The 14,138-nt window shown below is 63.8% G+C and carries 9 protein-coding genes and 1 pseudogene; 7 read left to right on the plus strand and 3 right to left on the minus strand.

Going from position 1 to position 14,138, the window contains the following annotated elements:
- Positions 1–533: pseudogene (locus tag EOA36_RS10720) on the minus strand (phosphotransferase); the annotation flags it as partial.
- Between the two features lie 137 nt (positions 534–670).
- Between EOA36_RS10720 and EOA36_RS10725 the strand changes: the two are divergent.
- The 3 genes from EOA36_RS10725 (at position 671) to EOA36_RS10735 (ending at position 4,358) form a co-directional block, all read left to right on the plus strand.
- Positions 671–2,182, plus strand: coding sequence for a sugar ABC transporter ATP-binding protein (locus EOA36_RS10725; protein ID WP_127277591.1), 1,512 nt, complete (start codon positions 671–673; stop codon positions 2,180–2,182).
- A gap of 81 nt (positions 2,183–2,263) precedes the next feature.
- Complete coding sequence (locus EOA36_RS10730) at positions 2,264–3,259, plus strand: ABC transporter permease (protein ID WP_127277593.1); 996 nt, start codon at positions 2,264–2,266, stop codon at positions 3,257–3,259.
- A 49-nt stretch (positions 3,260–3,308) separates the two neighbouring features.
- Positions 3,309–4,358 carry a substrate-binding domain-containing protein gene (locus EOA36_RS10735; protein ID WP_127277596.1) on the plus strand — a complete coding sequence of 350 codons (1,050 nt, stop codon included), beginning with the start codon at positions 3,309–3,311 and terminating at the stop codon, positions 4,356–4,358.
- A 68-nt stretch (positions 4,359–4,426) separates the two neighbouring features.
- On the opposite strand, the gene EOA36_RS10740 is transcribed toward EOA36_RS10735, so the two are convergent.
- Both EOA36_RS10740 and EOA36_RS10745 read right to left on the minus strand, forming a co-directional pair.
- Positions 4,427–6,481 carry a bifunctional aldolase/short-chain dehydrogenase gene (locus EOA36_RS10740; protein WP_127277598.1) on the minus strand — a complete coding sequence of 685 codons (2,055 nt, stop codon included), beginning with the start codon at positions 6,479–6,481 and terminating at the stop codon, positions 4,427–4,429.
- An 87-nt stretch (positions 6,482–6,568) separates the two neighbouring features.
- Positions 6,569–7,534: a sugar-binding transcriptional regulator gene (locus EOA36_RS10745; RefSeq protein ID WP_127277600.1), complete on the minus strand. Its 966-nt coding sequence runs from the start codon at positions 7,532–7,534 to the stop codon at positions 6,569–6,571.
- A gap of 202 nt (positions 7,535–7,736) precedes the next feature.
- Here EOA36_RS10745 and EOA36_RS10750 point away from each other — a divergent pair, with 202 nt between their 5' ends.
- From EOA36_RS10750 to EOA36_RS10765, 4 genes are all read left to right on the plus strand, one after another.
- Entirely contained in the window at positions 7,737–9,377 is a 1,641-nt protein-coding gene (locus EOA36_RS10750; RefSeq protein WP_127277602.1) for an acyl-CoA synthetase, read from the plus strand.
- A 190-nt stretch (positions 9,378–9,567) separates the two neighbouring features.
- The gene (locus EOA36_RS10755) at positions 9,568–10,173 is read left to right on the plus strand and encodes a TetR family transcriptional regulator (protein WP_127277604.1); all 606 of its coding nucleotides are present in this window, start codon (positions 9,568–9,570) and stop codon (positions 10,171–10,173) included.
- A 54-nt stretch (positions 10,174–10,227) separates the two neighbouring features.
- Positions 10,228–11,370, plus strand: coding sequence for an efflux RND transporter periplasmic adaptor subunit (locus EOA36_RS10760; RefSeq protein ID WP_127277606.1), 1,143 nt, complete (start codon positions 10,228–10,230; stop codon positions 11,368–11,370).
- Between the two features lie 257 nt (positions 11,371–11,627).
- A partial coding sequence (locus EOA36_RS10765; protein WP_145969145.1) for an efflux RND transporter permease subunit occupies positions 11,628–14,138 on the plus strand: 2,511 nt, incomplete at its 3' end.

Consider the following 14,138-nt stretch of genomic DNA (forward strand, 5'->3'; position numbering starts at 1 on the left):
ATGTCGCAGAGTTCGACATTGTCCGCGAACAGCGCCAGGTCGGCCTTGCGCTCTTTGGTCGCCATCGACAGGTCGGAACCGCGGAACAGGGTGCGGGCCATGAACAGGCCGATATCCCGGGCAATGTTCGGCAACTGCCGGCCCTCGATCAGCGCCCGCCGCAGGATGATGTGCGGCGACAGATATTCCATGATGATCAGCGCCTGGGTCTCGTCGAAGTAATAGATCGCCGGCACCGAGCCCGGCGCACGCGCCTCTTGCCGGGTCAACGCGTGATACTCGAAGAAGGAGCGCTTCAGGGGCAGCGGCCAGCTGTCACCGACGAGGCGGACATAGGGCAGGGCCTGCTTGACGATGGCGCCGCCACTGGCGCCTTCGACGATGAACACCAGGTTCAGATTGCCGTCCCCGACTTCGCGGACTTTCCAGGCGCTGGCGTCCCCGCCGATCTTCGCGCACAGCGCTTCGTTCGTGCCGAGACGTGTTGCGAGCGTCTCCACCGACAATGCTTCGAATGGCAATTTCCCAGTCATCCTCGTCCCTCCCGCCTGTGTGCTCCGATCATAAGGGAGCCTTGGCGGCGGGGCCAAGCTAGGAAGCTGTCTGGCAATTGTCAATCGTGTTGACAATTGCCGATATTGACCATAGCGTCGTCGTCAGGGAGGAACGCATGATCGGCAATGCCGTGTTCCGCGTAGAGGGACTGAGGAAATCCTTTGGCCGCAACGAGGTGCTTGGCGGCATCGCGCTGGACCTCCATGCCGGCGAAGTGACGGTGCTGATGGGCGCCAACGGCGCCGGCAAATCCACCCTCGTCAAGATCGTCAGCGGCGTCTACGAGCGTGGCGGCGGCACCATGACGCTCGCCGGTCAGGACTTCGCACCGAACACGCCGGCGGAAGCGATCCGCGCCGGCGTCGTTACCGTGCACCAGAACATCAATGACGGTGTTGTCGCCGACCTCGATGTCGCCACCAATCTCACGCTCGACAGGCTGAGCGGCAAAGGCGTGCCGACCCTGTTCAACCCCGTCCGCGTGCGCCGCGAAGCCAAGGCGGTCGCCGATCGCATGGGGTTGGCCATCGATCTCAAGGCACGCGTCAGCGATCTGTCGCTGGCCGACCGCCAGATGGTGGCGATTGCCCGAGCGCTGGCGCACCAGCCGAAAGTGCTGATCCTCGATGAGCCGACCTCATCGCTCTCCAGTGCCGAAGCCGACAGGCTGTTCGCGCTAGTCGACCGGCTGCGCGAGCAAGGCGTGGCGATCCTCTATATCTCGCACCGCATGTCGGATATCAGGCGGCTCGCCGACCGCATCGTCTCGATGCGCGATGGTGTCGTCTCGGGCGCCTTCGACACCAAGCCGCTCGACTATGAAGGCGCGGTCAACGCCATGCTCGGCCGCAAGATCCATCTCGACCAGATCGTCGCCAGGAGTTCGGCCAGGGCGGTCCTGACCATCGAGGGGCTGCGCATCGCGCAGGGTGCCCGGCCGATCTCGCTGACGCTTGGCGATGGCGAGGTCGTCGCCATCACCGGCCTCGTTGGCGTCGGCAAGACCGCTCTTGCCGAAACGTTGTTCGGTGTGCGCCGGCCGCTCGCCGGCACCATGACGATGAACGGCAAGCCTTACGCGCCGCGCTCGGCGGGCGACGCGATCGCCGCCGGCGTGTTTCTCGTCGCCAAGGATCGCGCCAGCAGCGGCATCATCGGTGGCTTCAACATCGAGCGCAATGTCAGCCTGCCTTTCCTGAAGCGTATGTCGAATTTCAGCGTGCTCAAACGCCGCCTCGAACGCGCCACCGCGCGCCGGCAGATCGAGCAACTCGGCATCGTCTGCCGCTCGGAGAAGGACCAGATGTCGGCGCTGTCCGGCGGCAACCAGCAAAAGGTGATGGTCGCCCGCTGGATGGCGCAGAATGCCGCGCTGTTCATCCTCGATGAGCCGTTCCAAGGCGTCGACATTTCGGCAAGGCGCGACATCGCCGCCAAGCTGAGGGCAAGCGCCAATGGCCGTGCCACGCTCTTGTTCGTCACCGAACTCGACGAAGCGCTGGAGACGGCCGATCGCATCCTGGTGATGTCGGAGCATACGATCGTCGGCGAACACCGCAATGCCGATGTCGACCTCGACCGCCTTTTGGCCGAGGTCGCCGGCGGACCGCTGCACAGCGCTGCCTGAGGGTGGCGGTGAATGGAATTGGAATGGAGAGACCATGGGTTGGAGTTGGGTAAAAACGGCAGCGGCGCTGGGGTGCGCCGAATGACGCTGCGCGACTATGCCATCCGCTATGGGTTCATCGTGCTGCTGTTCGGATTGGTCGCCTATTTCGCGATCGCCGCCGACGGGTTCGTCTCGCCGCAAAGTGCCGTCTTCATCTTCCAGTCGGTCGCCATCACCGGCGTGCTGGCGCTCGGCGTTACCGCCACGCTGGTTGTCGGCGGCTTCGACCTGTCGATAGGCTCGGTCGCGACCTCGGCCATGATGGCGGCGGCCTATGTCATGGTGGTGCTGGAACAGAACGCCGTCGTGGCGGTCATCGTCTGCCTGTTGATCGGCGCCCTTGTCGGCCTGATCAATGGCTGGCTGATCGTCTACATGCGCGTGCCGGACCTCTTGGCGACGCTCGGCATGATGTTCCTGCTGGTCGGCCTGCAGCGCATCCCGACCGAGGGCCGCTCGATCGCCACGGGCATGACCATGCCCGACGGCTCGGTCGCCAACGGCAAATTCTCCGATGCCTTCCTGGCGCTCGGCCGCCACCGCTTCGATTTCTTCATCCCGAACCTCATTCCGGTGTCGGTCGTCGTGCTTCTGGTGCTGGCGGTGTTGATCTGGTTCTTCCTCGAATACACCCGCTTCGGTCGTATGATGTATGCGGTCGGCTCCAATGAGCGCGCCGCCGAACTCGCCGGCGCGCCTGTCAAGGCATACAAGATCTGGGCCTACGTTATTTCAGGAGTTTTTGCCTCGATCGGGGGCATTTTGCTCGCCGCCCGGCTTGGACGCGGCGACATCGCCTCGGGTAATAATCTGCTGCTCGATGCGGTTGCCGCGGCGCTGATCGGCTACGCGGTGCTCGGCGCCGCCAAGCCGAACGCCTTCGGCACCGCCATCGGCGCGCTGTTCGTCGGCATCTTGCTGCAAGGCCTGACGATGATGAACGCGCCCTACTACACGCAGGATTTCGTCAAGGGCGTGGTTCTGGTCGTCGCCCTTGTCTTCACCTTTGCCCTTTCGGGCAGGGGCAGGGGCTAGCATTCGGCCGGACAGGATTTTGGGTTCAACAAAAGTGGAGGAAAACAAGGTGAACATCACAAGAAGAGTTCTGGGGAAAGTGGCGCTCGGGCTGGCCGGCGCAACCATGCTGATGCAGGGGGCATTTGCCGCGGACAAGCCGGCGCCGTTCGACAAGCCCGGCGTCAAGATCGCGCTGGTGCGTTATCTCTCGACCGGCGACTTCTTCCAGGCCTATCTCTCGGGCGTCGAGGCGCAGTCGAAGGCGCTTGGCATCGACCTTCGCGTGCTCGACAGCCGCCAGGACGCCGCGCTTCAGTCCGACATGGTTGATCAGGCCATCGCGCTCGGGGTGCAGGGCATCATCATCCAGCACGGCCTGACGGAATCGATGAAGGACGCCGCCCAGCGTGCCGTCGACGCCGGCATCAAGGTGGTGGCTTTCGACGTCAATGTCGAAAACCCCAAGATCCCGCAGGTCGAACAGTCGGACAAGGACCTGGCGCGGCTGGCGCTCGAGCAGGCGGTCAAGGACAATGGCGAAAGCTGGAATGCCGGCTATGTCTATGTCGCCGGCATTGCGCCGCTCGACCGCCGCAACGAAACCTGGGTCGACGTGAAGAAGAAATATGCCGGCATCAAGGAAGCCGCCATGTTCGGCACGCTCGACAATCCGATCGCCAACTCCGTCGCCAACCAGGCGCGCTCGGTGCTGTCGGCGCACCCCGACATCAACGTGATGTTCGCCCCTTATGACGAATTCGCCAAGGGCGTGAAGATCGCCGTCGACGAAGCGGGCCTGAACAAGAAGATCAAGATCTATTCGGCCGACATCTCGACGTCCGACATCGCTGCGATGCGTGAGCCCGACAGTGCCTGGGCCGCGACCGCGGCGACCAACCCGGCCGTCGTCGGCCAGGTCTCGGTGCGCGCGCTGGCGCAACTGCTCGCCGGCGAAGATCCCGGCCACAACGTCATCGTGCCGCCGACGCTGATCACGCAGAAGGAGCTGATCGACAAGGACATCAAGAACATGGAAGACCTGTCGGCCAAGCTGCCACAGTTCGCCCATGCCGACGTCGCCATGCCCGCCTGGATGCCGAACCCGAACGCGAAGTAAGGCTCGCCAGTACAGGACGGAAAAGGGCGGCCCGTGAGCCGCCCTTTTTGTTGCCTGTCGGGAGATGCCTAGCGCAGCGCCGCGGCGATATTGCCGCCGTCGACCGTCGTCACATCGGCGGTCGTGCGGTCGGCCAGAGCGTGGTGCAGGAAGGCTTGGGCCACGTCCTGCGCCGTCACCTCCTGGCCGAGCAGATTGCCGGACATGTATTCCTTCTCGGACATGCCGCGCGCGCCCGAGCGGCTGGCGATCATGGCGTCGGTCAAAAGGCCGGAGCGGATGCGGTCGGCATTGACGGCATTAGAACGGATGCCATGGGCGCCGTAGTCGAGCGCGTATTGCCTGGACAGGAACAGCGTCGCCGCTTTCGGCACGCCATAAGCGCCGAATTTCGGGCCCGGATTGACCGCCTGCTTGGAGGTGTTGAACAACAGCGCGCCGCCGGTGCCCTGTTCCAGCATGATGCGCACGGCGTTCTGCGCCGCCGACTGGTGGGCGAAGAAATTGAGCTCGAAGCTCTTGCGCAGCAGCGCATCGTCAAGCTCGCCGATGCGGCCTTCCCAAGCGGCACCCGCATTGGACACCAATATGTCGACGCCGCCGAAGACGGCGACCGCCTTGTCGTAGGCGGCACGCATCTGGGCCGGGTCGGTGATGTCGGCGCCAACACCGATCGAATTGTTGCCAGCTTGTTTGGCGGCATTGGCGGCCTTTTCGGCGTCGAGATCGACAACGACGGCATGAGCGCCATTGTCGGCGAATAGCTTGGCGGTTGCCGCACCAATCGCGCCGGCGCCGCCGGTGATCAGCACCACCTGTCCGGTCAGCGGCTTCGGCTTGTTGGAGGCGAGCTTGGCCTGTTCCAGCGACCAGTATTCGAGCGGGAACAGGTCCGCCTTGGACAACGGGTGGAAACGCCCGACCGCCTCGGCGCCGCGCACGGCCTCGATCCACATTTCGCCGACGTCCGATGCGATCCTGGCATCCTTCAGCGTGCGGCCATGACCGAACATGCCGAGCCCCGGCACCAGCGTCAGTCGCGGCATGGGATCGAGCATGGTGCGCTTGACGTCGTCGAGCGCGTCATTGGTCTCGAAATAGGCGCGGTAATCGCTGGCGAAGGCGTCGACATGGCTCTTGATGACGGCCTTGTAGTCGCCGGCCTTGTCGGCATCGGGCGCCGGCACGGCCATCGGTCCGGTCTTGATGCGGATCGACAGATCCGGCGTCGACACGCCACGCCCGGCATAGTCGGCGATCTCAGCCGAATTGATGAAGTCGACGATCGCGTCGGAGGTGCGGAAGTCGCTGATCATGCGGTCGAAGCGGCCTTCGCCGCGTCGCGCCGCGACAGCGCCGCGCAGCATGGGCGCGATGGAAGCCGGCGTCGCCAGCCTTGCCGGCAATGCTGCCTTTGCCGCCTTGGGCTTGGCATGCTTGGCCACATAGTCTTCGGCGACGTTCACATAGTGGATCATCCGGTCGTAGGCCTGCCTGGCATCGTCGCCGAAGGTGAAGATGCCGTGCTTGTCGAGGATCAGGCCTTCTACCGTTGGGTCGGCGTCGAAGACATCGGCCGCCGCCTTGGCGAGATCGAAGCCCGGCATGATGTAGGGCACGTAGCCCATTTTTGCTCCGAACACCTTTGCCACCAGCGGCTTGCTGTCTTCCTGGTCGACAATGGCCAGGATGGCGGTCGAGTGGGTGTGATCGACGAACTTGTGCGGCAGGAAGGCATGCAGCAGCGTCTCGACCGAGGGGTTGGGCGAGGCGGGGTCGATCAGGTTTGCCCGCTGCAGCGCGACCATGTCCTCGTCGGAAAGCCTGTCCAGCTTGCGCGCCTTGAGCAGCGCGCCCATCTTGACGGCGGGCAGGCCCTGCGGCTCGATGACGGCCATGTCCCAGCCGCTGCCCTTGACGCACAGCACGTCCCACTCCTCGCCGACGAGGTCGGTCGCCTTGATCTTGCAGGAGGTGTTGCCGCCGCCATGCAGGACCAGCTGTGGCACGCCGCCTAGAAGCCGCGTCGTGTAGACACGCAAGGCGAGGTCGCGGCCGACGCCCTTCTTCGCATAGTCGGCAACGAGTTTTTCGGCCGCGTCGTCGTTCCACAGGTTCTTCATGTTCGCTTCGTCCAGTTGCTGTCTTTAGGTGGTGAAACAGGAATGCCGCGACGCCTTGATGACAATGCGTCGGCAAAGGGTTTATTTTCAGGATGCCTTTTCTGCTGACGCTCCGGCATGATCGAGCAGCCGTTGCGCCATATGCGCGCCGACCACCAGATGCGTGCAAAGGCCGCCGGCGATGGCTGCGAGCAGCGGCTCGAACTTGCTGTCCTCCTGCACGACCATCAGCCGCTTCCCGATGACGCGCAGCGAAGCAAGCCCCGCCGAGATGACCCGCCGGTTGTAGCTGCAGTCGAGCAACTCGCCACCGGCATCGATGATCTGCCCGGCGATGACACCGGCCGCACCTTCCTTGCGCAGTGCCGCCATCTCGGCTGCCGTCAGCGCGCCACACTTCACCAGATGGCTGTCGGCATCGACCGCGCCGATGGAGTAGAGCGCAAGATCGCAGTCGCTGATCCCAGCAAGCTGGTCGCGGATCACCGGCTCGGCGCGCAGGCCTTGCGCCAGTGCCTCGGTCGACAGCACCAGGGGTGCGTAGAAGTTGAGGCCCTTGGCGTTGAGCCGGCGCGCGATTTCCATCGTGCACTGGTCGGGCCGGTAGGAGTAGGGCGCGCCGAGATTGCCGCAGAGCTGCACCACGGTGACGTCCTGCAGGTCGGCATAGGACATGATGTCGGCGATGGTGTAGACGGTGCGGCCCCAGGCAACGCCGATGCGGTCGCCTTTCCTGACGAGTTCCAGGAACACGCTTGCCGCCAGCACCGCGATATCGGTCGACGGGTCGGCGAGATAGGCGTTTTCAGGCGCGATCCAGACGGCGTCGAGCTTCAGGGCGTCTTCCAGCCTGCGCGCCATGACGTCGTCGGTGAAGAGCTGCGTCGAGGTCGAGATGTTGACGATGCCAGTCTCGCGCGCCTTGCGCAGATACATGGCGACGGAGGCGCGCGAAATGTTGAGCTGATTGGCCACTTCGTCCTGCCGAAGCCCATGGGCATAGTAAAGCCAGGCCGCCTTGTGAATGAGCTGTTCTGCCGGTCGGATCGCCATGCCACCTCCTTGGCTGACAATAGTCACGGCTCTCGACAAAAGTCAAATTTGGATCGACAGGAAGCGATCTTCTGCCGCCGCGGCTCGATGGAGATCACCATTCCAGCAAGTCGCCGCAGCATAGCATTTTCAGCCATCCAGGGGGATAGCGTGACGACGAACCTGGGGTTAGAAAGCTCGAAAAGACTTTGGGGAGGATGGGATGGCCAATCCCTACGAACAGGATCTCGACAGGAACGCCGCCAACCACCAGCCGTTGACGCCGCTCACCTATCTGGAGCGCGCGGCTAAAACCTATCCCGACCATATTGCCATCATTCACGGCAGGCAGCGCATCAGCTACCGCGCCTTCTGGCGCCGCTCCCTGAAGCTCGCCTCGGCGCTGCACAGGCACGGCATCGGCAAGGGCGATACGGTGACGGTCATGCTGTCGAACACGCCGCCGATGCTGGAGGCGCATTTCGGCGTGCCGATGACCAAGGCCGTGCTGCATTCGCTCAACACGCGCCTCGATGCCGCGGTCATCGCCTTCCAGCTCGACCACGCCGAGACCAAGGTGCTGATCGTCGACCGCGAGTTTTCCGGGGTCGTGCGAGAAGCGCTCGGTCTGGCCAAGGTCAAGCCGCTGGTCATCGACTACGACGATCCCGATTACGCCGCTGATGCGCCCTACCCGAAATGCGAGCGGGTCGGCACTGTGGACTACGAGGCCTTTGTCGCCAATGGCGACGAGGAGTTCGCCTGGTCGATGCCCGACGACGAATGGGATGCCATCTCGCTCAACTACACGTCGGGTACGACAGGCAATCCCAAGGGCGTCGTCTATCACCACCGTGGTGCTGCCCTGATGGCCTACACCAACACCATCCATGCCGGCATGGCCAAGCACGCCGTCTATCTCTGGACCTTGCCGATGTTCCACTGCAATGGCTGGTGTTTTCCCTGGACGCTGGCCGTCCAGGCCGGCACGCATGTCTGCCTGCGCTGGGTGCGGCCGAAGCCGATCTACGACGCCATTGCCGGCCATGGCGTCACGCATCTGTGCGGGGCGCCGGTCGTCATGTCGGTGCTGATCAACGCCAGGGATGAGGACAAGCGCGCGTTTGCGCAGACGGTCACCTTCAACACGGCTGCCGCGCCGCCGCCCGAAGCCGTGCTGTCGGGCATGGCCGATGCCGGCTTCGCCGTCACCCATCTCTACGGGTTGACCGAGACCTACGGTCCGGCTGTCGTCAACGAATGGCATAATGGCTGGGACGCACTCGACAAAGGGGCGAGGGCGGGCAAGAAGGCACGGCAGGGCGTGCGCTATGCCGCGCTCGAAGGCCTGACGGTGATGGATCCCGAAACCATGGCTGAAACGCCCGCCGACGGCGAAACCATCGGCGAGGTCATGTTCCGCGGCAACATCGTCATGAAGGGTTACCTGAAGAACCGCAAGGCAACGGACGAGGCTTTCGCCGGCGGCTGGTTCCACTCGGGCGATCTCGGCGTCATGCATCCCGACGGCTACATCCAGCTCAAGGACCGCTCGAAGGACATCATCATCTCCGGTGGCGAGAACATTTCCTCGATCGAGGTCGAGGACGCGCTCTACAAGCATCCCGCCGTGGCCTCCTGCGGCGTCGTCGCACGCCATGACGACAAGTGGGGCGAGGTGCCTGTCGCCTATGTCGAGCTGAAGCCGGGCAAGGAGGCGAGCGAGGCCGAGATGATCGAGCACTGCCGGATGTTGCTCGCCCGCTTCAAGGTGCCAAAGGCGGTGATCTTCGCCGAAATACCGAAGACCTCGACCGGCAAGATCCAGAAATTCCGGCTGCGGGAAATGGCCAAGCTCGCCTGAGCCCTCCGTGGGCCTTTTCGAGAGAATTATTTTCAGAGGCCCGCATCCTGGGGGCGTCTTGTGACGTCTATGGGATGTCACCATTTGTCACCTATCGTACGCGTACGTCGAATCCGTGTTGACAGAGTGCCCCTTTCGATTTACGAGTGACGAAAATCGAAATTCGTCACTCGTTATTTGACAGAGAGCTATGTCCGAAGCCGCCAACATCGTCGCCGACGTCGCCCGCCAGGAAAATGTGACGCGCATTCTCGATTGCGCCGAGCGCCTGTTCCGGCACTATGGCTACGGCAAGACCAATGTCGCCGACATTGCCCGCGAACTCGGCATGTCGCCGGCCAACATCTATCGTTTCTTTGCCTCCAAGGTCGAAATCCACCAGGCCGTCTGTGGCCGGATGCTCGGCGCCAGCTACAAGATGGCCTACGAGATCATGCACCTGCCGATCAGCGCCGAGGAGCGGCTGCGGCGTTACGTGCATGCGCAGTACAAGATGACGATGGAGGTCATGCTCGACGACCAGAAGGTCCACGAGATGGTCATCGTCGCCCTCGAGCGCGACTGGGGCGTCATCGACAAGCATGTCGACAGCATCCACGATCTCTTCGCCGAGGTAATCCGCGAGGGCATCGAGGCCGGCGAGTTCAGGAAACAGGACCCGGTGACCGCATCGCGCTGTTTCGGTGCCGCCACCGTCATCCTGTGCCATCCGCAGATGGTGGCGCAGTGCCTCGCCAAGACCAATCGGGCGATGCCCGACGAGCTCATCGATTACGCCATCAGAGCCTTGAAATAGCCGCCGCCAGCCGGTGCCGGTGTCGACAGTCCGCCTCCAGTCGGGAGTATCAAGATGTTTTTGCCCAGTTCCATCCTTCGCAAGCTTCCAGCCGCCGGCCTGATCATCGCATCGCTTGGGCTTGCCGGCTGCTCGCAGGAAAAGGCGGAGGTGAAGGACATCATCCGCCCGGTCAAGGTCGTCGAGATCGCGAAGGCGCATGACACCCGCACGCTGTCCTATTCCGGATCGGTGCGCGCCCGCACCGAGAGCACACTGGGGTTCCGGGTCAACGGCAAGATCACCGAGCGTCTCGTCGACATCGGCCAGCACGTGGCGCCTGGCGATGTGCTCGCCCGCATCGATCCCTCAGACTATGACCTGTCGGTCAAGAGCGCGCAGGCCGCGCTGGATGCCTCAGAACGTCAGGTCGAGACCGTCGAACTCGCCCGCAAGCGCGCCGAGCAGCTTTTCGCCAAGAACTTCGCGCCGAAATCGCAGCTCGAACAGGCGACGCTGACCTTTGACCAGGCCGTCGCCACGCGCGACTCCGCCCGCTCGACGCTTGCCCAGGCCAGAAACCAGGTCGGCTATACCGACCTCAAGGCCGACAGGGACGGCATCGTCACGGCGGTCAACGCCGATGTCGGCCAGGTGGTTGGCTCGGGCACGCCGGTGATCACCGTCGCGGTCGATGGCGAAAAGGAAGTGCTGATCGCGGTTCCGGAAATGGAGATCGCGCAGTTCAAGCCGGGCAAGGACGTCAAGGTGGGCTTCTGGTCCGATGCCGCTCTGGCGCTCGACGGCAAGGTCCGCGAGGTCGCCGGCAGCGCCGATCCGCAGTCGCGCACCTTTGCCGTCCGCGTCAGCCTGCCCAACGACCCGCGCGTGCTGCTCGGCATGACCGCCAATATCGAGGCGTCGGCAGCCAACGAAAAGCAGCTCGTCTCTATCCCGCTGAGCGCGCTCGCCGAGAAAGACAGCCAGTCGATCGTCTGGACGGTCGATCGCGGCGCCGACACGGTTCATGCCCGTCCGGTCAAGGTCGCCGAGTTCGCCGCCGACGGCGTGCGTGTCGCGGAGGGATTGAAACCGGGCGATATCGTGGTCGCCGCCGGTACGCAGTTCATGACCGAGGACCTGAAGGTGAAACTCGCCGGCGGCATCGCACAGCAGTCCGCCTCGGCCGAAGGCGAGGACGCCAGCCAGCTGCGCTGACGACAGACAGATCGGCCGCGCGTTCCCGCGGCCGCAGGTTTCCGGGCGGCGTGCCCGAAGGTCGAGACGTCAAGGCCGATGTACCCCCGCATCGATCCTCGCGTCCCACCGCGATGAGTGTCTCTCCGCTCGAAGAGCGACGCCGCCCGGAAACCAGTATCGAACGCAGATGATTTCGTTTCGCGCGCCGCGCTGCTTCGAAGCACCTTCCTCGAAGCACAAGGGCGCCGGCAACCAAGCAAAGTGGACCAGCACCGATGACGACCTCCACTGAAGAAAAGCGGCCCTTCAATCTCTCTCGTTGGGCAATTGGCCATCCCTCCATTGCGCGCTTCCTGTTCGGGCTGATCATCATCGCCGGCGCGCTCGGCCTGATGCGCATGGGCCAGAAGGAGGATCCCGATTTCACCTTCCGCGTCATGGTCGTGCAGGCGATCTGGCCGGGCTCCTCGATCCAGGAGATGGAAGACCAGGTCGTCAACAAGATCGAGCGCAAATTGCAGGAGACGCCGCATCTCGACTTCGTGCGCTCCTTCACCCGCGCCGGCAGCGCCATCATCACCGTCCAGATCAAGGGCGACACCAACGCCGCTGAAGTGACGGATGCCTTCTATCAGGTGCGCAAGAAGGTCGGCGACATCCAGGGCGACCTGCCGCAGGGCCTGCTCGGCCCCTATTTCAACGACGAGTTCGGCGACACCTTCATCACGCTGCATTCGATCAGCGGCGACGGCTTCTCCTATCCGGAGCTGAAGAAGTTCGCCATCCAGGCGCGCGACATGCTGTTGACGACATCAGGCGTCGAAAAGGCCGTCATCATCGGCGACCAGCCGGAAAAACTCTATATCGACGTCTCGTCCAAGGCGCTGGCCGAACGCGGCCTGACGCTGACCGACCTGCAGAACGCGATCAAGGGCCAGAACAACGTCGATCCAGCCGGCTCCGTCGATACCGGCGTCAATTCGGTGCGCATCTCCGTCGAAGGCGACGTCGCCAAGGCCGCCGACATCAGGGAATTGCGCCTGCGCGCCGGCGGCCAGGTGACCCGGCTGGGCGACATCGCCACCGTCACTTCGGGGCTGGAAGATCCCCTCCAGCGCAAATACCGCTTCAATGGCCACGACAGCGTGCAGCTTGGCGTCGTCATGGCCAAGGGTTTTAAAGTCACCGATGTCGGCAAGGATGTCGAGGCGACCTACAAGCACTTCGAGGAAGCGCTGCCCTATGGCGTTTCGGTCGACCAGATTTCCGACCAGCCGGGCGTCGTCACGGACGCGGTCGCCGAATTCATGCATGCGCTCGGCGAGGCGCTGCTGATCGTGCTCGTCGTCTCGTTCCTGTCGATCGGCTGGCGCTCGGGCCTGGTGATCGCCATCGCCATACCGCTGGTGCTCGCCGCCACATTCGCCATCATGTATGAAATCGGCATCGACCTGCAGCGCATTTCGCTGGGCGCGCTGATCATCGCGCTCGGCTTGCTCGTCGACGACGCCATGATCGTCGTCGAGATGATGGAGCGGAAGCTCGAGGAGGGGTTGGTCAAGATCGAGGCGGCGAGCTTTGCCTATTCCTCGACCGCCTTCCCGATGCTGACCGGCACGCTGATCACCACCGCCGGCTTCATCCCGGTCGGCTTCGCCGCCTCGACGGCTGGCGAATATGTGCGCACCCTGTTCTATGTCGTCGGCATCGCGCTGATCGTGTCGTGGTTCGTGGCGGTCTATTTCACGCCGTGGCTGGGGCATATGATCCTCAAGCAGCGCAAGCATGCCGGCACCCACCACGACGCCTTCGACACGCGTTTCTATCGCCGGCTTCGCTCGACCGTCGGCTGGGCGGTGCGTCACCGCATCATCGTGCTGGTGATGACGCTGGTGACTTTCGGCACCAGCTTGTGGGCCTTCCAGTTCATTCCGCAGAACTTCTTCCCGCAATCGTCGCGGCCCGAAATCCTCGTCGACCTCTGGCTGCCGGAAGGCACCTCGATCAAGGAAGTCGAGACGCAGGCCAAGGCCCTGGAAGCCAAGATGATGGACGACAAGGACAAGCGTTTCATCGCCACCTATATCGGCGAGGGCGCCCCGCGCTTCTTCCTGCCGCTCGACCAGCAACTGCGCAACCCGAATTTCGCCCAGATGCTTGTCATGGCCAATGACGAGCCGGCCCGCGAGCGGCTGATCGTCAAGCTGCGCACGGTTCTGGCGCAGGATTTCCCGTCGATCCGTGCCAAGGTCGACCGCCTGTTCCTCGGACCGCCGACCGGCTGGCCCGTGCAGATGCGCGTCATGGGTCCGGATCGTCAGGAGGTGCGCCGCATCGCCGACCAGGTGAAGGCGAAGTTCCGCGAGGATCCGCTGCTTGGCGCCGTCCATGACGACTGGCTGGAGCCGGTGCCGGCGATGAAGCTGGTCATCGATCAGGATCGCGCCCGTGCGCTCGGCGTCACCTCGCAGCGCATCCGCCAGATGCTGCAGGCCGCGATGTCCGGCGCGCCGCTCGACGATTTCCGTGACGGCGAGGAGACGGTGTCCATCGTCGCCCGCGAGCCGGATGCCAGCCGCAGCCTGCTGTCCTCGGTCGACTCGGTCTATATCCCGACCGATTTCGGCGGCTTCGTTCCGCTGTCGCAGGTCGCCAAGGTCATGCCTGTGCTGGAGCAAGGCATAGAGTGGCGCCGCGACCGCCTGCCGACCATCTCGGTGCGCGCCACATTGCCCGACGGCGTGCAGTCCAACGACGTCGTCACCAAGATGTACAAGGACATGCAG

It is taken from the genome of Mesorhizobium sp. M8A.F.Ca.ET.021.01.1.1, assembly GCF_003998025.1.
Classification (GTDB): Bacteria; Pseudomonadota; Alphaproteobacteria; order Rhizobiales; family Rhizobiaceae; genus Mesorhizobium.